General features: G+C 68.4%; 12 protein-coding genes. 9 read left to right on the top strand and 3 right to left on the bottom strand.

Annotation, left to right across the window (positions count from 1 at the left end):
• Positions 1-10 precede the first annotated feature (10 nt).
• Both manD and G3M62_RS09215 read left to right on the top strand, forming a co-directional pair.
• Positions 11-1222 (top strand): D-mannonate dehydratase ManD, encoded by a 1212-nt coding sequence (manD, locus tag G3M62_RS09220; protein ID WP_165186420.1) that lies wholly within the window; start codon positions 11-13, stop codon positions 1220-1222.
• 151 nt (positions 1223-1373) lie between these two features.
• A complete protein-coding gene (locus tag G3M62_RS09215) occupies positions 1374-2126 on the top strand; it encodes a FadR/GntR family transcriptional regulator (protein ID WP_165186419.1) in 753 nt (250 codons plus the stop codon).
• A gap of 148 nt (positions 2127-2274) precedes the next feature.
• Here G3M62_RS09215 and G3M62_RS09210 read toward each other — a convergent pair whose 3' ends face one another.
• Both G3M62_RS09210 and G3M62_RS09205 read right to left on the bottom strand, forming a co-directional pair.
• Complete coding sequence (locus tag G3M62_RS09210) at positions 2275-5118, bottom strand: glycosyl hydrolase 115 family protein (RefSeq protein ID WP_165186417.1); 2844 nt, start codon at positions 5116-5118, stop codon at positions 2275-2277.
• A gap of 131 nt (positions 5119-5249) precedes the next feature.
• Positions 5250-7661, bottom strand: a complete 2412-nt coding sequence (locus G3M62_RS09205; protein ID WP_165186415.1) for a glycoside hydrolase family 3 N-terminal domain-containing protein — start codon at positions 7659-7661, stop codon at positions 5250-5252.
• Positions 7662-7843: 182 nt separating this feature from the next.
• On the opposite strand from G3M62_RS09205, the gene G3M62_RS09200 reads away from it, so the two are divergent.
• From G3M62_RS09200 to G3M62_RS09190, 3 genes are all read left to right on the top strand, one after another.
• On the top strand, positions 7844-9100 hold the full coding sequence (locus G3M62_RS09200; RefSeq protein WP_165186414.1) for an SGNH/GDSL hydrolase family protein: 1257 nt from the start codon (positions 7844-7846) through the stop codon (positions 9098-9100).
• Positions 9101-9208: 108 nt separating this feature from the next.
• Positions 9209-10369 carry an alpha/beta hydrolase gene (locus G3M62_RS09195; protein WP_165186412.1) on the top strand — a complete coding sequence of 387 codons (1161 nt, stop codon included), beginning with the start codon at positions 9209-9211 and terminating at the stop codon, positions 10367-10369.
• A 133-nt stretch (positions 10370-10502) separates the two neighbouring features.
• Complete coding sequence (locus G3M62_RS09190) at positions 10503-11888, top strand: glycoside hydrolase family 28 protein (RefSeq protein ID WP_165186410.1); 1386 nt, start codon at positions 10503-10505, stop codon at positions 11886-11888.
• 205 nt (positions 11889-12093) lie between these two features.
• Here the strand turns inward: G3M62_RS09190 and G3M62_RS09185 are convergent, their stop codons facing one another.
• The gene (locus tag G3M62_RS09185; RefSeq protein WP_165186409.1) at positions 12094-12984 is read right to left on the bottom strand and encodes a LysR family transcriptional regulator; all 891 of its coding nucleotides are present in this window, start codon (positions 12982-12984) and stop codon (positions 12094-12096) included.
• Between the two features lie 94 nt (positions 12985-13078).
• Here G3M62_RS09185 and G3M62_RS09180 point away from each other — a divergent pair, with 94 nt between their 5' ends.
• From G3M62_RS09180 to G3M62_RS09165, 4 genes are all read left to right on the top strand, one after another.
• On the top strand, positions 13079-14275 hold the full coding sequence (locus tag G3M62_RS09180) for a mandelate racemase/muconate lactonizing enzyme family protein (RefSeq protein ID WP_165186407.1): 1197 nt from the start codon (positions 13079-13081) through the stop codon (positions 14273-14275).
• Positions 14276-14340: 65 nt separating this feature from the next.
• Positions 14341-15618 (top strand): C4-dicarboxylate transporter DctA, encoded by a 1278-nt coding sequence (gene dctA, locus G3M62_RS09175; protein ID WP_281360103.1) that lies wholly within the window; start codon positions 14341-14343, stop codon positions 15616-15618.
• A gap of 71 nt (positions 15619-15689) precedes the next feature.
• Positions 15690-19457 (top strand): LamG-like jellyroll fold domain-containing protein, encoded by a 3768-nt coding sequence (locus G3M62_RS09170; protein ID WP_165186405.1) that lies wholly within the window; start codon positions 15690-15692, stop codon positions 19455-19457.
• Positions 19458-19508: 51 nt separating this feature from the next.
• Positions 19509-19712 (top strand): hypothetical protein, encoded by a 204-nt coding sequence (locus tag G3M62_RS09165; protein ID WP_028037776.1) that lies wholly within the window; start codon positions 19509-19511, stop codon positions 19710-19712.
• The last annotated feature ends 159 nt before the right edge of the window (positions 19713-19871 follow it).

The following is a 19871-nucleotide window of genomic DNA, read 5'->3' as shown; positions in this document are numbered from 1 at the left end:
AAAGCGTCCCATGCCGAAGATCACCGCCGCCCGCGTCATCGTCACCTGCCCGGGGCGAAACTTCGTCACCCTGAAGATCGAGACCAGCGACGGCGTACACGGCGTCGGCGACGCCACGCTGAACGGCCGCGAACTGGCCGTGGCCAGTTATCTGACCGACCACGTCATCCCCTGCCTGATCGGCCGCGACGCCCACAATATCGAGGACATCTGGCAGTACCTGTACAAGGGCGCCTACTGGCGTCGCGGGCCGGTGACCATGGCCGCCATCGCCGCGGTCGACATGGCCCTGTGGGACATCAAGGCCAAGATCGCCGGCCTGCCCCTCTACCAGCTTCTGGGCGGCGCCTGCCGCACCGGCGTGATGGTCTACGGCCACGCCAACGGCGCGACGGTCGAGGAGACCCTGGAGAACGCCCAGGCCTATGCCGAGAAGGGCTACAAGGCCATCCGCCTGCAGTCGGGCGTGCCGGGCCTGAAAGGCGTTTACGGCGTCTCCAAGGACAAGTTCTTCTACGAGCCCGCCGACGGCGACCTGCCGACCGAAAGCCTGTGGTCGACCGAGAAGTACCTGCGCAGCGCGCCGGGCCTGTTCGAGGCCGCGCGCGACAAGCTGGGCTGGGACCTGCACCTGCTGCACGACGTCCACCACCGCCTGACGCCCATCGAGGCCGGCCGCTTGGGCAAGGACCTGGAGCCCTACCGCCCGTTCTGGATGGAGGACGCCGTCCCCGCCGAGAACCAGGCCAGCTTCCGCATCATCCGCCAGCACACCACCACCCCGCTGGCCGTGGGCGAGATCTTCAACTCGATCTGGGACTGCAAGCAGCTGATCGAGGAACAGCTGATCGACTATATCCGCGCCACCGTGGTCCATGCCGGCGGCATCACCCACCTGCGCAAGATCGCCAGCTTCGCCGACCTGCACCACGTGCGCACCGGTTGCCACGGGGCCACCGACCTGTCGCCGGTCTGCATGGCCGCCGCCCTGCACTTCGACATGTCGATCCCCAATTTCGGCATCCAGGAATACATGCGCCACACCGAGGCGACCGACGAGGTCTTCCCGCACGCCTACAACTTCCATGACGGCATGCTGCACCCGGGCGACACGATCGGCCTGGGCGTCGACATCAACGAAACCGAAGCCGCCAAATATCCGTACAAGCGCGCCTACCTGCCGATCGCCCGTCGCGAGGACGGTTCCATGCACGATTGGTGAGGCTGTACCCACAGCGTTTTCCGGCAAGGCCTTGGGCGATCGCCCGGCCTTTGGACAGCGGTGTCGGAAATAGCCCGCGCGGGTCAGGTCGGTTATGCTATCGCGAGTCTGAGGGGCCCCGCGGCCCGCCGCCGAGAAACCGACGAAACCCATGACCGAGAACGTCAAGCTCTATCGCAGAATCGCCGACTCGATCGCCGAGGCCATTGAGGGCGGTCAGTATAAGCTTGGCGACCGTCTGCCCACGGAACGCGAGCTGGCCGAGCAGTTCGGCGTCAGCCGCCCCACCCTGCGCGAAGCGATGATCGCCCTGGAAATGCTGGGCATGATCGAGGCTCGTCACGGCCTGGGCATCTATGTCACCGGCGACGTGCGCCCCGCGGCCGTGGCCAGCGCCGAACCCGCCTCCGAAATCGGCGCGTTCGAGCTGATCGAGGCCCGCCGCCTGTTCGAGGGCGAAGCCGCCGCCCTGGCCGCCACCGCCATCACCGACGACCAGATCCGTGAGCTCGAGGCGCTGATGGAGCGCATGGCCCGCGAGGAAGAGATTCTGGGCGAGGACGCCGACCGCGAGTTCCACATGGTCATCGCCCGGGCCTCCGGAAACGGCGCGATCATCGCCACGATCGAGAACCTGTGGGACTGGCGTAACCGCTCGCCCCTGGCCCGCAACATCCTGACCCGCGCCCGCGGCATGGGCCTGCAACCGCGCATCGTCGAGCACCGCCGGGTGTTCGAGGCCCTGAAGGCCCGCGACCCCGCCGCCGCCCGCCAGGCCATGCGCGACCACCTGGAACGCGTCATCGACCACCTGCTGCACGCCACCGAGACCGAAGCCGTCGAGCGGGCCAAGCAGGAAACCGGGGCGAGGCGTAGCGCAATTGCGAAAAGAGTGGCGATCTAGCCTTCCCTCTCCCCTTGCGGGAGAGGGGTGGCCCGCGAAGCGGGTCGGGTGAGGGTCGATGAACGATCCCGCCGCGCACGACGGTCAGGTCTGAGACCCCCCTCATCCGTCGGCTTCGCCGACACCTTCTCCCGCAAGGGGAGAAGGATCAGTGTCTGACGCCCTCCACCGGCCCCAGATAGTTCTCCGGCAAGTCCCCGCGCGAGATCACCAGCCGCTCGAACACCACACCGGGATCGACCCGCCATAGCCGGATGCGGTGGGCGCCGGCCTTGGCCGCCGTCAGCCGGATCGTCTGGACGCGGGCGTTGTCGGCCACGGCCTTCTCCCAGCTCTTCTGGCCTTCGCCCGTGTGCGTCTCGCCCTCGTGCAGGTTGGCGATCACCGGTGGCGCGCCGTCCAGCGAGACGGCATAGCGCAGGCCGGTCCCGCCCCGGAAGTCGAGGCTGGGCGCGGTGAAGACCCGCAGGTCGAAATCGCCCGCCTGCTCCAGGTCGACGGCGTAGTCGAGCCAGGCTCCCTGCCCCGGCGCGCTGGACGGCGCGGTCGACGGCGAGCTTGTGACGCCCGACAGGGTGCGGCCAAGGCCCGGGATCGTGGTCCAGGAGACGCCGCCCGCGCCGGTCGCGGCGACATGATGCTCGGCCTCGATGGCGAGCGGACCGCCAGCTTCGACGAAGGCGCCCTTGGCCGCCTTGCGCGATGCGTCCTCGACCACCGCCGTGACCGTCACGGCCTTGCCGTCGGCGCCCGTCAGCGTGATCGGAACGCGCCGCGCGCCGGCCGGGGCGGCTTTCCAGTCGACCGAGATTTCCAGCCGCGTATCGCCATTGGCGGCGGCCGGACCAGGGCTGACCTTCACCCACGGCTCGCCGGCCTTGGCGTTGAAAGCCAGGGGCGCGACGCCGCGATTGAACACGTCGATCCACCGGCTGGCGGCGCCGTCGCGGGCCAGAGGCGGCAGGTCGGCGGCGTCGGCCACGGCGTCCGCCCGGCCCTCCACCGCCACGCCCCAGCCGGCCCCGGCTCTCACGGCGCTCGTCGCCGGGATCACGTTGGTCGGCGGCTGCTGCCAGTAGGTGTAGCCGATGTGGGTCTGGCTCATCATCTTGTCCCACTTGCCGCCGGCCAGGTCCTCGTCCCATTGGCGCACCAGTTCGCCGTCGCGGGCGAACAACGCCCGGACCTTGGCCGCCTCGTCATTGGCCGCGACCCGGCCCTGCTTGGCGTACAGGGCGTTGCGACCGGCGGCGATGTAGAGCCGGGTGTGATTGGCGCTGGCCTGGATCGGGAACCAGACCAGCTGGAAGAAGGCGTCGTCCTGATCCTTGGGCAGCACGCGGCGAATGGCGTCGGCCCGGCGCTCCAGGTCGGCCCACTCGCCCTCGACCCGCTCGGCCTCGCGGAAATTGACCAGGCTGAAGGTCGAGCCGTCGATCAGTTCGGGTTTGCGCCGGGCGTTCAGCCGCGTGTAGCCGTCCAGCAAGGCCGCGATCTCGTCGGCGTGCTCGGCTCCGAACTGGGCGGCGGCCCAGTTGTGGGTGAAGCCCGCCATTTTGCCCACGCTCATGGCGTCGGGATCCCAGGCCATGTCGAGGAAGAACTCGATCGGCAGCTCCATCGGCTTCAGGTCGCCGACATTGACGATCCACAGCCGGTCGGCCCCGTAGTCGCGGGCCAGCTTCATCTGCTCCCAGGTGCGCGAGACCTGGTTGGTGTTCACCCACTTGTAGTTCCGGGGTCCGCCCACATAGTCGAAATGGTAGTAGACGCCGTAGCCGCCCGGCCGCGTCTTGCCCGGCTCCGGCAGGCGGCGGATGTCGCCCCAGTTGTCGTCCGAGAACAGCAGGGTCACGTCGTCGGGCACGCGCATGCCGGCGTCGTAATAGTCCTGCACCTCCTTGTAGAGCGCCCAGACCTGGGGCGTTTCGGACGCCGGCTTGCCGGTGACCTCGCCGATGATCTGGCGCTGGTCGGCGACGATGGTCTCCAGCAGCTTGGTGGCCGTGCCCTGGGTCATCGGCTCGTCGCCGTCGCCGCGCATGCCCACCGTGACCAGGCTCTCGTTGGCGCCCAGCCGCTTGACGCCCTCCCGCCAGAAGTCCCGCAGCTTCTCAGGGTTCTTGGTGTAGTCCCACGGCCCCTGGCCGTAACGGTCCCATTCGACGTGGGCCCGGCCCAGCGGCTCGTGGTGCGAGGTGCCCAGCACCACGCCGTATTCGTCGGCCAGCGGCGCGCTCAGCGGGTCGTCGTCATAGATCGACTTGCCCCACATGGCCGGCCACAGGAAGTTGCCCTTCAAGCGAAGGGTCAGCTCGAAGACCTTGGCGTAGAAGTCGTGGTTCACCCCGCCGAACCGCGCCTTGGCCCAGCCCGACAGCGCCGGATCCTCGTCGTTGAGGAAGAGACCGCGATACTTGACCGTCGGCTTCTGCACGCGCCGGCCGGCGGCGACATAGATCTGCGCCTTGGTCGACACCGGCACGTCGGCCCACCAGCTCCACGGCGAAACGCCGGCCCGCTCGATCAGGTCGTAAGCCCCGAAGATCGTGCCGCGCTTGTCGGCCCCGGCGATGACCAGGGCGCGCGCCACGCCCGGACGCGGGTTCTCGACCACCTGCTGGACGAACGCTTCCCACTGGCCGTTGACCCCGGTCACGTCGAGCTTGCCCGAAGCGATCAGCGCGTCGATGGCGGCGCTCTTGCCGATCGTGCCGATGATGACGACGGGCGCGTCCTCGGCCGGCTGGGCGTCGGCCGATAGCTTGGAGAGGTCCGAACGGATGTCGTTCACGGCGCGCAGGACGCCGGGCCAATCGGTGACGTCGGTCTCGATCCGGGCCGAGCGGGCGTTGGCGATCAGCGGGAAGGCGCCGGCGGCGGGTGCGGCGCTGATCGCGACGGGTTCGCTGGCCCGAGCTGGCGCGGCGATGGCCACGCCCACGGCCAGGGCGGCCGCCAGGGCCAGGGCGGAAGCGGCGGTGCGGATCATGGGCGGACTCTCAAAAGCCGCTCATCCCGGCGAATGCCGACCCAGATTCAGCCTGAGCATCTAGGATTTGATCCGAAGAGCTCCGCTTTACGATCTGGGTCCCGGCATTCGCCGGGATGAGCGGATTAAAATCAGGCGACGACCGTCAGCGTCGCCGGCTTCAGCTGAGCCGAGTTCGGGCCCGACAGCAGGGTGAACTTGCCCGGCTCGACCACGCGCTTCATCTCCAGGTTCCACAGCGACAGGTCCAGCGGCGACACCTCGAAGGTCACCGTCTGCCTGGCGCCGGGGGCCAGGGTCACGCGCTTGAAGTGCTTGAGCTCCAGCAGCGGACGGGTCACCGAGGCGGCCTCGTCGTGGATGTAAAGCTGCACCACCTCATCGCCGGCGACCTTGCCGGTATTGGTCACGTCGACCTCGACCTTGACGCTCTCGCCGGCGCCGATCTCGCCCTTGGCCGGACGCGGGGCCGAGATGTCGAAGGTGGTGTAGGACAGCCCGAAACCGAACGGATAGAGCGGCGTCGTCTCGTCGAACAGATAGCCCCGGCGCGAGGTGGGCTTGCGGTTGTAGTAGATCGGCAGTTGGCCCACGTCGCGGGCGATGCTGACCGGCAGCTTGCCGCCCGGATTGGCCCGGCCGAACAGGATGTCGGCGGCGGCGTTGCCGGTCTCCTGGCCCAGGTACCAGCCCTCGACGATGGCGTCGGCGCGCTGCGCCAGCAGGTTGATCGACAGCGGTCGGCCGTTCAGCAGGAACACCACCGTCGGCTTGCCCAGGTCGAAGATCGCCTTGGCCAGGTCGTTCTGCTGGCCGACCAGGTCCAGGCTGTCGCGGTCGCCCAGGTGGTTGTCGCCCCAGCCTTCGCGGCTGGTCTGTTCGTTGTCGCCCAGCACCATGACGATGACGTCGGCCTGCTTGGCCACCTCGACGGCCTCGGCGATCAGCTTGGCGTTGACGGCCGGATCGACCAGCTTGACCTCGTCGGCGGCCCAGACGCGGCTTTCGGTGATCCGCACGGCCTCGGCGTAGTCCAGCGTGAAGCCGCTCTTCTTGGCCTCGGCGGCCAGGCCTTCGTAGATCGACACCACGTGGCGCGGCACGTCGCTATAGCCGCCGATCGGGGTGTCCTTGGCATGGGTGCCCAGCAGGGCCAGGCGCTTGAACTTCGAGGGATCCAGCGGCAGCACGCCCTTGTCATTCTTCAGCAGCACCGCGGCCTTGCGGGCGGTCTCGCGGGCCAGGGCGATGGCGTCGGGCGTGGCGGTCTTGGCGTCGGCCGTCTTCTCGTCGGCGTAGGGGTTCTCGAACAGGCCGCCCTCGAACTTGATGGCCAGCACGCGGGCCACGGCCTCGTCGACCTGGCTCTGCTGGATGCGGCCGGACTTCACCAGCTCGGGCAGCAGGACATAGGCCTCGCCGTCGGGCAGCTCGATGTCGACCGTGGCGTTCATCGCCATCACGGCCGTGTCGGCCAGGTTGTCGGTCAGCTTGTGGCGGGCGATCAGTTCCTTGATGGCGAAATAGTCGCTCATCGTCGCGCCCTTGAAGCCCCATTCGCCGCGCAGCACGTCGTGCAGCAGCCAGCGGTTGGCGTGCGAGGGCACCCCGTCGATCTCGTTGTACGACGGCATGACCGAGCGCACCGGCAGCTCCTTCACCGCCCGTTCGAACGGCGGGAAGAAGTTCTCGCGCAGGGTCCGCTCGGCGATCTGGGCCGGGCCGACATTGGTGCCGTTCTCGGGCTGGCCGTGGCCGGTCATGTGCTTGAGGGTGACGAACACCTTGTCCTTGGCCAGCGGCAGGGTCTTGCCCTGGAAGCCGCGGATCGCCGCCAGGCCGATCTCGGCGCACAGGTGCGGATCCTCGCCGTAGGTCTCCTCGATGCGGCCCCAGCGCGGATCGCGGGCCACGTCGACCACCGGAGCCAGGGCGATGTTCGAGCCCCGGGCGCGCATCTCGCGGGCGGCGACGGCGAAGCACTTCTCGACCGTATCGGGATCGAAGGTCGAGGCCATGGCGATGGCCTGGGGGAAGCTGGTGGCGTCGCGGGCGACATAGCCGTGCAGGGCCTCGTCGTGCATCAGCATCGGGATGCCCAGGCGCGTCTGCTCCATCGCCCACTTCTGGGCGGCGTTGATGTAGTGCGCCGTCTCCTTGGCGTTGCGGTTGACCGAGCCGTCGTCGGCGCCGGCGGCCGCGTCGACCACCGTGGCGGGCTTGAGGCCCTTGCGGTCGGTCGGGCGCGAGATCTGGCCCAGGCCGTTGGGGAAGTTCTTGCTGGCCTCGGCGGGCGAGAAGTCGCCGTTCGGCGTCTGGATTTTGGCCTTGGTCAGCCAGATGCCGATCAGTTGGGCGGCCTTCTCTTCCAGCGTCATGCGCGAGAGCAGGTCGCGCACCCGCAGTTCGATCGGCTGGGTCGGATCCTTGTAGAGCGCCTTCTCGGCCTTGGGCGGCGCGGCGGCGCGGGCGATCGTCGAGGTGGCGGCGGCCAGGGCGGCCAGGCTGACGCCGAGCGTACGGCGGGTGACGGTCTGGCTCATGATCTCTTCGTTTCCCCACGAATGGAACGGACCGTCGAACGGCCGATGGCGGCGTTGGTCGCCGACGTTGATCACAGTATGGAAGGAGAGGTCAGACCACTCAAGTTTTTTATGGTACCGGTCTCATTTCATCGCCTAGGATCAGGCGAACAAGACCCGTCGTCGGCCGGGCTGGAGGAAACATGGATTTCAACAAGCGGGCCCTGGTCGGGCTGGCGATCGCGCTTTCGATCGGCGCGGCTCCCGTCGTCGCCGCGCCCGCCAAGGCGCCGGAGGCCAAGCGCTGGGTGGGCTCGTGGGCCTCGGCCCAGATGATCCCGGCGGCCAAGGACGCCCTGCCCGCCGCCGACGTCACCGACGGCACGCTGCGTCAGAGCCTGCGGCTCAGCACCGGCGGCGGCAGGATCCGCGTGCGGCTGTCCAACGCCTTCGGGACCGAGCCGCTGAAGCTGGCGGGCGTCCACGTCGCCCTGGCCGCCGCGCCGGGCTCGGCCCGCATCGACCCGGCCAGCGACCGCGCCCTGACCTTCTCCGACCGTCCCGAGGTGACCGTTCCGCCGGGCGCCGAATACCTGTCCGACCCGATCGACTTCCCGGCCACGCCCCTGGCCAACATGGCGATCACGATCCGCTTCGACGGCGCGCCGCCGGCCCAGCAGACCAGCCATCCGGGCTCGCGCACCACCTCGTGGTTCGGGGCTGGCGACCAGCTGGCGGCCGCCGGGCTGACCGGCGGCAAGTCGCTGGACCGCTGGTTCGTGATCTCCGGCGTCGACGTCCAGCGCCCGACCGGCGCCAGCCTGGTGACCTTCGGCGACTCGATCACCGACGGCTATGGCGTCACCACCAACGGAAACAACCGCTGGCCCGACATCCTGGCCGCTCGCCTGCAGGCCGATCCGCGCACGAAAGGCGTGGGCGTGCTGAACGCCGGCATCGGCGGCAACCGCCTGCTGCTGGACGGCCTAGGCCCCAACGCCATGGCCCGCTTCGATCGCGACGTGATCAACCAGGCCGGCGTGAAGTACGTCATCGTGCTGGAGGGCGTGAACGACCTGGGCGTCCTGACCCGCGAGCAGCCTGCCAGCCCAGAGGCACATGCCGCCCTGGTGGCGCGGATGACCGCGTCCTACGACCAGATGATCCGCCGCGCCCGCGAGCGCGGGATCAGGATCTACGGCGCCACCGTCATGCCGTTCGGCGGCTCGGCCTACTATCACCCCGACGCCGCCAACGAGCAGGACCGCCAGGCGGTCAACGCCTGGATCCGGACGCCGGGCCGCTTCGACGCGGTGATCGACTTCGACAAGCTGATGGCCGACCCGGCCAATCCCAACAAGCTGTCGCCGGCCTACGACTCCGGCGACGGCCTGCACCCCTCGCTGGCCGGCTACAAGGCCATGGCCGACGCCGTGCCGCTGGACCTGTTCGCGCGCTGATCGCTTCTCGCGTCATGCCGAACCGACATGGCGCGAGATCGGTTCGGCATTGGCAAAGCCTCCCTGCCCGTTCCAGGGTCCTCGTCAAAGATTTGGGAGGCGCTCGATATGGCCGGCATTCGAACCTGGCGTGGCCTGCCGGTCGCGGCGGCGTTGGCGCTTGGGACCGCGGGCCCGGTCCAGGCCGCCTCTCCGTCCGCTGGTATCTCTGACGTCGGGACCTTTTTCGTCGGCGGCCACTATGCTGCCGACGGCAAGACCATGACCGGCCAGGCCCACATCCTCTACCTGGCGCCCGCCAAGCGCCTCCACAAGACGGCCCTGGTGTTCATTCCCGGCGCGGGCCAGACGATCACCAACTTCCTGTCGACGCCGGACGGTCGTCCCGGCTGGGCCAAGCTGTTCGTCGAGCAAGGCTGGGCGGTCTATCTGATGGACCAGCCCGGGCGCGGCGCCTCGGGCTACGACCAGGGCGCCTACGGTCCGGCCAACCGGCAACCGCCGGACTTCGTCGCCAAGCGCTTCACCGCCCCGCAGGATTTCCCGCCCCAGGACGGTCAGCCCCAGGGCTGGCCCCAGGCCAAGCTGCACAATCAGTGGCCCGGGACCACCGGCAAGCCCGGCGACCCGATCTTCGACCAGTTCTACGCCTCGCAAGTTTCGAGCATCTCCGCCAGTCTCTCGGCCAAGCTGGTCGCCGAGGCCGGCGCGGCCCTGCTCGACAAGATCGGCCCCGCCGTGGTGGTCACCCATTCGCAGTCGGGCGCGTTCGGCTGGGCGATCGGCGAGGCGCGGCCGGACCTGGTCAAGGCCATCGTCGCGGTCGAGCCCAGCGGCCCGGCCTTCTTCGGCGCTCCGCCGCCCTGGGGCGATAGTGACCCAGACAAGCTGAGCCGCCCCTGGGGCTTGACGACCACGCCCCTGACCTACGACCCGCCGCTGGCCAACCCCACCGACCTGGCCAAGGTGCAGGACGCCGCGCCGGAGGGGCCCGGTCTCGTCCGCTGCTGGCGGCAGGCCGAGCCAGCCCGGAAGCTGACGAACCTGTCGCGGTTCCCGGTGATGATCCTGATGTCCGAGACCTCGTACCACGCCGGCTACGACCACTGCACCGCGCGCTACCTGAGCCAGGCGGGCGTGAAGACCGACCTGGTGCGCATGGCCGACCACGGCCTGCACGGCGACGGCCACATGCTGATGCTGGAGAAGCACAGCGCCCAGGCCGCGGCCCTGATCGAGACCTGGCTGGAAGGCCGCAAGCTGGACTGAGGCCCAACCGGGGTCATGCCCGTTCGGCATGAGCTTGACCGTCATCGGCATGGGCGCTGCACCGCGACGCGCCCTAGACTGCGCCACCGCCAGCGATGCGTAGTCGTCGCGACGAACTAGGGAAGATCGACCGATGAAGACCGCCTGTTTACGTCAAAAGGCCGCCCTGCTGGCCTCGGCCGCCGCGCTCGCCGCCCTGGCCGGCGCGACCGCCGTCCACGCCCAATCGGTCAACCGCTTCCCCGCCAAGATCTGCGACGTGCGCGACCACGGGGCCGGCGGCACGCGCATCTGGTTCGACACCGAGGCCTTCCAGGCCGCCATCGACGCCTGCGCCTCGGCCGGCGGCGGCACCGTGCGGGTGACGCGCGGCGAATATCTGATCGGCCCGATCTGGCTGAAGTCCAACATCCGCCTGGAGATCCAGAAGGGCGCCGAAGTGCTGGCCGCCACCGACCCGGCCCTGTTCCCGCAGGGCGAACGGGCCGGCCTGATCAATGTCGACCGCGCCGACAATGTCGCCGTGGTCGGCGAGGGCCTGATCGACGGCCAGGGCGCGGTGTGGTGGGAGCGGATCCGGGCGACCTGGCGCGCCAGCCCCAACTTCGCCACCGACGGCCAGGCCCGCCAGCAGCAGAAGGACGACCGTCCGCGCCTGATCCTGGTCAGCCACAGCACCAATATCCGCTTCGAGGGCGTGCGGATCGAGAACTCGCCGTCGTTCCACCTGGTGCTGAACGACACCGATCACGTGACCATCGACCGCGTGCGGATCACCGCTCCGTCCAGCGCGCCCAACACCGACGCCATCGACCCGATCAACAGTCGCCACGTGGCGATCACCAACAACGTCATCAGCGTCGGCGACGACATCGTGGCGGTGAAGTCCAACGGGCCGGACCCGCGCTATCCAGACGCGGTGTCGTCCGACATCCTGATCTCGGGCAACACCATCCTGGCCGGTCGCGGCATCTGCATCGGCAGCGGCACCAGCGGCGGCGTGGCCCGCGTGCGGGTCGAGAACAACAGCTTCGACGGCTCGATGTACGGCCTGCGGATCAAGACCATGCGCGGCAAGGGCGGCAAGGTCCGCGACGTGGTGTTCAAGAACAACCGCATGACCGACGTGGAGACCCCGCTGGTCTTCACCAGCTACTACGAGTACCGGCCGCTGGACATCAAGGCGGCGACGGCTCAGCTGCGGCCCGGCGGCTTCATCCTGGGCAACCAGATCTGGCCCGGCCCGGACGACGCGGCCCAGCCGGTGGTCGCCGACAAGACGCCGGACATGGATGGCATCGTGGTCGACGGCCTGACCGCCACTGGCGCCGACCTGGCCGGCATCGCCGTGGGCCTGCCCGAGCGCCCGATCGCCGGCCTGACCCTGCGCAATGTCCGCATCGAGGCCAAGCGCGGCATGCTGGTGCGCAACGCCAAGGTGACGACCGCGAAGACGACGGTGGCCTCGACCGACGAGACGCCCTTCAAGATCGAAGCAGGCGGATCAGTCGCGCGATAGTTGTCAAAAATGATGATTCCAGTCGAAGTCAACGCCATCGAGAGTTGAGAACGATGCCGATCGCGCATAGCGTGCAACACAATCGGCATTGGTCATCATTGGGGTTGCGCCGCATATTTTCAACCGGGCGTCGTATTTCGACGCACCATCACCACCACTGATCTAGGTGGGCGCCGACATTCCCCCCCGTCGGCGCCCATTCTTTTTAGTGGGCGGCCAGTTCGCTCCAGAAGGCCTCGGCCGCCGGGCTCTGGCGCGCGGTCGGACGAAACACCCGGATGTCGACAGGCACTTCCAGGTCCACGCCGCCGGCCCGCACCAGACGTCCCGACGCCACCTCGCTCTCGACCAGGCTGACCGGCAGCCAGGCCACGCCCCTGCCCTCGCGCGCCATTGTCGCCAGGCTGGCCGCCAACCGCGCCGAGAACACGGTGCGCAGGCCCGGCATCCGATCGATGAAGCGCTGCGCCTCGACGATCCGCCCCAGACCCGACTCGTCGCTATAGGCGAGATACGGGATCTCTTCGGCCGTGTCCGACAGGCTCCAGCGCGGCCCGCCGTCGGCGCCGGGCGCGGTGAACGGGGCCAGGGCGTCCTGGCCGACCACCGCCGAACGGAACTGGGCGCCGAACCGGCTGGGGGCGGCGGTGTGGTGATGGCACAGCAGGAACTGCGCCTCGCCGTGCATCATCAGCTCTTCACAGGCCTGCATGCTGTCGGAGATCAGCCGGATCGGCCCCAGGCTGGCCCCGCCCTCCAACTCGCGCATCCACTGCGGAAAAAAGGTGAAGGACAGGGCGTGGGTGGCGGCGAAGCGCAGGGTGGCCGCCTCCTGCCCACCCGCCTCGCGGCTCTCGCGGCGCAGCTGGATGATGCGGCGGATCAGCTCGTCGGCCCCTGTGCGGAACTGCTGGCCGGCGGCGGTCAGGGTGACGCCAGGCGTGGCGCGATCGAACAGCGGCGCGCCCACCCAGTCCTCCAGCGCCCGTACGCGGCGGCTGAAGGCGGGCTGGGTCACGTGCCGGTTCTCGGCCGCCCGCGAGAAGTTTCCCGTCTCGGCCAGGGCGACGAAATCTTCGAGCCAGATCAATTCCATAGATCATGCCTGTTTCGCATAGCGATCGCCGAGAACGGCATTGGCTCGCGTTTTCCCGCTTGCCTAGGGTCCCAGTCGCCAACTGGAGAACACCGTGCGTATCCTCGACATCCGCGAGAAGACCGTCTCAATCGCCTCGCCGATCGCCAATGCCTATATCGACTTCTCGAAGATGACTTGCTCGGTCGTCGCCGTCATCACCGATGTGGTGCGCGATGGCAAGCCGGTGATCGGCTATGGCTTCAATTCCAATGGCCGGTATGGCCAGGGTGCCCTGATGCGCGAGCGCTTCCTGCCGCGCCTGGCCGAGGCCGCGCCCGACAGCCTGATCGACCAGGACGCTGGCAACCTCGATCCGTTCGCCATCTGGAAGACCCTGATGACGAACGAGAAGCCCGGCGGGCACGGCGAGCGCTCGGTCGCCGTCGGCACGCTGGACATGGCCGTCTGGGACGCCGTGGCCAAGATCGCCGAGAAGCCCCTCTATCGCCTGCTGGCCGACCGCTATCGCGGCGGCGTGGCCGACGACAAGGTCTGGGTCTACGCGGCCGGCGGCTACTACTATCCGGGCAAGGACGACGCCCAGCTGCAGGCCGAGATGCGCAGCTATCGCGACCGCGGCTACAAGGTCGTCAAGATGAAGATCGGCGGCGCCTCGCTGGACGTCGACCTGCGCCGCATCGAGTCGGTGCTGGAAATCGTCGGCGATGGCCAGAACCTGGCGGTCGACGCCAACGGCCGCTTCGACCTGGAGACGGGTCTGGCCTACGCCGAGGCCCTGAAGCCCTACAACCTGTTCTGGTACGAGGAAGTCGGCGACCCGCTGGACTACGCCCTGCAGGCCGAGCTTTCCAAGCACTACGACCTGCCCATGGCCACCGGCGAAAACCTGTTCTCGCACCAGGACGCCCGCAACCTGCTGCGCCACGGCGGCATGCGGCCCGACCGCGACTACCTGCAGTTCGACTGCGCGCTGTCATATGGTCTTGTCGAATATCTGCGAACGCTCGAAGTTCTCGACCAAAACGGCTGGTCGTCGCGCCGGATCGTGCCGCACGGGGGGCACCAGATGTCGCTCAACATCGCCGCGGGCCTGCACCTGGGCGGCAACGAGTCCTATCCGGACGTCTTCAAGCCGTTCGGCGGCTTCGCCGACGGCATCGCGGTCGAGAACGGCTATGTCGGCCTGCCCGACGTGCCGGGCGTGGGCTTCGAGGCCAAGTCGGAGCTGATCGGCCTGATGCGGACCCTGACCGACGACGTGACCTTGGCCAGCATCAAGACGGCCTAGGCCGACCCGAGACGACGAGCCGACCCGGCGGTCCAACGCCGGGCTATCACCCAGGGGGAACGACCATTTCGACGCTCAAGAGACTGCTCTCACAGATCTACATCCAGGTGCTGATCGCCATCGTGATCGGCACCCTGGTGGGCCTGTGGTTCCCCCATGTCGGAACGGCGCTGAAGCCCCTGGCTGACGGCTTCATCAAGCTGATCAAGATGCTGCTGGCGCCGATCATCTTCGGCACCGTGGTGGTCGGCATGGCCAAGATGGGCGACCTCAAGGAGGTGGGCCGGATCGGCGTCAAGGCGCTGATCTATTTCGAGGTGCTGTCGACGGTCGCCCTGGTCATCGGCCTCATCGTGGTCAACGTCCTCAAGCCCGGCGCGGGCATGAACATCGACGCCTCCAACCTGGACGGCCACGCCCTGGCCAGCTTCACCGAGGCGGCCAAGCAACAGGGCGTCGTGCCCTTCCTGATGGACATCATCCCCACCACCCTGGTCGACGCCTTCGCCAAGGGCGCCATGCTGCAGGTGATCCTGCTGTCGGTGCTGATCGGGGCCGGCGTCAGCCAGATGGGCGCGCAGGCCAAGCCGCTGATCGAGACGATCGACCTGTTCCTGGAAGCGATCTTCAAGGTCGTGGGCATGGTCATGCGCCTGGCCCCGATCGGCGCCGGCGCGGGCGTGGCCTTCACGATCGGCAAGTACGGCATCGGCACCCTGTGGTCGCTGGCCCACCTGCTGATCGCGCTCTACGTCACCAGCCTGTTCTTCGTGATCGTGGTGCTGGGCGGGGTCATGCGCTCGGTCGGCCTGCCGTTCTGGGCCTTCCTGCGCTTCATCCGCGAGGAGATCTTCGTGGTGCTGGGCACCTGCTCGACCGAGGCCGTGCTGCCCCGGCTGATGCAGAAGCTTGAGGACATGGGTTGCGCCAAGCCCGTGGTCGGGCTGGTCCTGCCGACCGGCTACACTTTCAACGCCGACGGCACCTGCATCTATCTCACCCTGGCCACGGTGTTCGTCGCCCAGGCCACCAACACCCACCTGGGCATCGCCGATCAACTGGTGATCCTGGCCGTGCTGCTGTTAACCTCCAAGGGTTCGGCGGGCGTGGCCGGGGCCGGCTTCATCACCCTGGCCGCCACCCTGTCGACCCTGCACGCGGTGCCGGTCAGCGGCCTGGTCCTGCTGCTGGGCGTCGACCGCTTCCTCAACGAGGCCCGCGCCGTGACCAACCTGATCGGCAACAGCGTCGCCACCGTGGCCATCGCCAAGTGGGACGGCGCGCTGGACATGGATCAGGCCCGCGCGACCTTGTCGCGGCCCCAAGCTCAAACGGCGCCTTGATTTCGGCGCCGCTTTCAATGACACCGGTTTCCAAGAACAGACTCTATAAGAGCACAAGTAGGGAGGGCGACATGGCCCGCGTCACCAAACAGACTTTCAAGGCCGCGCTTCTCGTCTCGGCCGCGCTGATCGCCGCCCCCGCCCTCGCTCACGCCGCTGACGACAGCGGCCTGCTGTTTCATCTGACGGGCGACAAGGGCCTGACCGCCGACGTCGCCGGCGGCGTGGCCACGCCCAACTTCGCCGACAAGGTCAAGATCAAGACCGATCCGACCCACGGCCCCTATATCGAGGCCGCTGGCGAAGAGACGCTGAGCTGGATGGCCCCGGGCAACATCTACGCCCAGCGCGGCACGCTCAGCTTCTACTGGCGGGCCCGCGATCCGGTCGGCCCCACGCCCTTCCCGCTGTTCCGCGTCGGCTACGCCGACCACACCAGCTGGGACATGACCTGGCTGCGCATCGACTGGAACGGCAAGGGCTTCGACGCCTTCGTCACCGACGACAACCTGTCGCGGGTGCGGGTCAGCACCACCGCCGAAGCGCCCAAGCCCGACCAGTGGATCCTGGTCACCTTCACCTGGGACGAGGCCAAGGGGATCGCCCTCTATATCGACGGCAAGCCGGTGGCCTCCAAGGCCCAGGCCGCCGCCCTCGACGCCGGCCTGAACCAGTTCGGCCCGCACAGCCGGGTGATCTCGCCCCACCAGGTGCAGAGCGCCTACCAGTTCATCCGCGGCGGCGACGTCGACGACATCCGCGTCTACGACCACGCCCTGGACGACGCCGCCATCGCGGGCCTCGCCGCCGGCAAGGAGCCCGCCCCGGCCGCTGTTCAGGTCGCCGACGCCAAGACGTGGCTCTATCGCTACGGCTGGGACCGCCCGGCCGATCCGCCGCCCTATCTGGCCGACGGCAAGACCACGATCCGCAAGGTCGAGTTCACCGACCAGTTCGACATCAAGGAGCGCATGAGCCTGGGCTCGGACGGCATTCCCGAGACCACCTGGCCCGGCGTCTACAACCGCTCGAGCCTGCCCGGCCGCCACGACTATTTCGAGCTGCCGGACTGGAACGTCTATGTCGAAGGCGGCAAGGCGATCACCTTCACCCTGCCCAACGAGCCCTATAACCGCTTGGAATTCCAGGGCGCGGCCTATGGCGCGCTGACCACGATCGACGCGGCCGGCAAGGAAACCCCGCTGGCCAAGCGCGCCAAAGGCGAGCTTCGCACCTTCAACCAGTTCGCGGCCCTGAAGGGCGGCAAGCTGCGGTTCGACAACGTCGTCCAGGAAACCCCGATCCAGGAGTTGGGCGCTTACAACGTCACCGCCGCCGCCGAGCCGGACGAGTTCACGCTGAGCTATGTCGTGCGTCCCAGCGCCGATCCGGGCGCCTATCCGACGCTGGACGAGCTGTCGACCTTCGTGAAGGGCCGGTTCGCGGCCGGCGAGCGGACCACCGTCGCCGCCCTGCCCGCCGGCGCCCCTGTGAAGGCGCGCCCCGACGCCACGGGTCCGGTCCAGCCGATCGTGCACGTGCTGATCCCCGCCGACTTCCGCCTGGGCCGCCCCGGCGGTCCGGTGGGCAAGTTCGAATATGGCTGGCAAGGCGCCGACATCGGCCTGGACGGCGTGGCGATCGACATCCCGGCCCTGAACGTCAAGGCCACCCACGGCGGCCTCTTCCCGCTGAACATCAAGATCAAGGACCCGCTGTGGCCGGGCCGCGACCTGCTGGACGTCAACGTCTCGGTCAAGCCAGGCGAGGCCCGCACGGTGTTCCTCGACACCCGCGACCGCATCCTGCCCGCCGGCAAGAGCCTGTATCTCAGCATCGCCGGCGCGGGCGCCGACTTCGACGCCAAGCAGCTGGACGGCATGGCCGTGCGCCTGAAGTTCAAGTCGGCCGACGACGCCAAGGCCGAGCACGTCGCCGACCGCCTGGCCCAGGCGCGCGACAACCTGGCCTTCCTGGTGGAAGAGCACGACGTCTCCAAGCGCCTGGCCCGCTATGAGCGCCTGGACCTTGAGCTGTCGGACCTGCTGAAGGTCGACCCGAAGAACCAGCACGGCCGCGAGATGTGGTTCGAGCTCAATCCGGAGCAGCCGGGCCCAGCCGTCGCCACGCCGACCGCCCCGGCCGGCGTGCCCAAGTGGGCCTTCCTGCAGGTCGAGGACCTCAAGCGCGTCCGCAAGTTCATCGAATGGTGGATCGACCACCGCCAGTCGGCCTATGGCGACTTCGGCGGCGGCATCTCGGACGACAACGACCTGACCCAGCAATGGCCGCCCCTGGCCCTGATGGGTGACATCCCCGACAAGACCACCGCCTCGCTGAACGCCCTGCTCGACGCGGCCTACAAGAACGACATGATGCCCCTGGGCCTGGGCAAGATCAAAACCGACGAGCTGCACTCGTACGAAGAGGCGATCAACCTCAAGGCCGAGGCCATGTATACCAGCTACGGCGATCCCAAGATCGTCGAGCGGCTGATGGAAACCGCTCGCGCCTATCCCACCGTGATGCACAAGGCCGAGGATGGCCACGTCCACCCTGTCAGCCGTTTCTTCTCGGCCACCGACGTATCGCGTGACGGCCCGTGGGGCTGGTCGCACCCCTATTCGTACCTGATCCTGCACCCGGGCATCGTGCTGGCCGACTTCAACGGCGACCCGACCATCAAGAAGCTGGTGGTCGACCTCGCCGACGGCCACCTGGCCCATGGCAAGCAGGATCCGGACGGCACCTGGCGCTATCCGGAAGACATCCATTCCGCCACGGGCCAGTCGCGTGGCGAACTGGTCGGCAAGGGCCGCGGCAACGTCTCGGCGATGCAGCTGTTCTGGGCGGCCTACCGCTGGACCGGCGACGAGAAGTACCTGCTGCCGCTGAAGGGCCAGATCGCCCGCACCGGCCTGAAGGGCGTCGACGAGCTGAACAGCGACGTGATCGACATGCTGGGCCTGCGCGACGCCCAGACGCCGAAGCTCAAATCGGCGATCGCCAAGGGCGCGGACGACGCCTTCCTGCTGTACGAAGCCTGGCGCTCGACCGGCGACACCGCCTATCTCGAAAAAGCCTATGGCGACGAGATCACCACGGCCGAGCAGCGGATGTGGCTGGTCACCGACGCCCACTGGTGGTCGGATCGGGTGGAGCTGTCCAGCTCCGTCCTGCAGCGCTCGCGACTGGGCGCCATGGCCCTGTCCCGCAACCAGATGTTCCCCGGCGCCCTGGTCAGCTGGCGGTTCGACACGCCGACGGCGGCCGAGGACGTCGGCATCCTGGTCACCGGCGGACAGAAAAGCTTCAAGGTCACCGGTTACAACCTGACCGGCCAACCGATTCACGCGGTGATGACCGGCTGGGACATTGCGTCCGGCCAATGGTCGGTCACGCGCGCCGTGGAAGGCGCGGCGGAACCGGCGGCCTCGGTGGCGTTCGAAAAGACGGCCGGTCTCGACGTGACGTTCGCGCCGGGCAAGACCACGACCTGGGAGTTCACCTTGACGACGCCCGCCGCCCCGGTGACCGAACGCGCCGACCTCGGGATCGGCCGCGACGACGTCAAGGCCGGCAAGTCGGGCCTGACCGTCACGGTTCACAGCCTGGGCGCCAAGGCCGCGCCGGCCTCGGTGGTCGTCGTGGAGGACGCCTCGGGCAAGGAACTGGCCCGCGCGACCACGCCCGTCCTGCCCGCCCCGCTCGACCTGAAGCCCAAGACCGCCCAGGTCGCGCTGAAGGCCGGCTGGAAGACCGGCTACCGCGTTCGCATCGTCACCCCGGCCGGCGCGCCGGAGATCACTCAGCTCAACAACACTGTCATCGCCCCTTGATCTAACTTGGAGACCCCGGAGCGGACGCGCTCCGGGGGCGTTACCCTGCCCATGGCCGAAACCCTCACCGTTCCCCGCGACCTCGTCCAACGCCTGCGCGCCCGGCTGCCCGCCGTGACGCGCGAGCATCTATTTGATTGCTACGCGATCAGCGAAACCACCTGGACCAAGCTGCGTGACGGCAAGCCGATCAAGCGCTCGACGCTTGAGCGTATCCTGCAGCGCTACGAGAGGTTGCTAGCCCACGCGGCGTGATGCCGGACCGGCATCACGACGTTCCAGAACGGCATTGGCGGCGCGCCACCGGGAGATCCAGTCTTCTGGTGGGATGAGGTTCGCCCCTTCCCGAGAACAAGACCGAGCACGGTCGATACAAGTCCCGTCGGGAGGGAAAATTCATGCCTACAGTTCAAC

Source organism: Caulobacter soli (assembly GCF_011045195.1).
GTDB classification, from domain to species: domain Bacteria; phylum Pseudomonadota; class Alphaproteobacteria; order Caulobacterales; family Caulobacteraceae; genus Caulobacter; species Caulobacter soli.
This window is presented reverse-complemented; position numbering and strand designations above follow the sequence as displayed.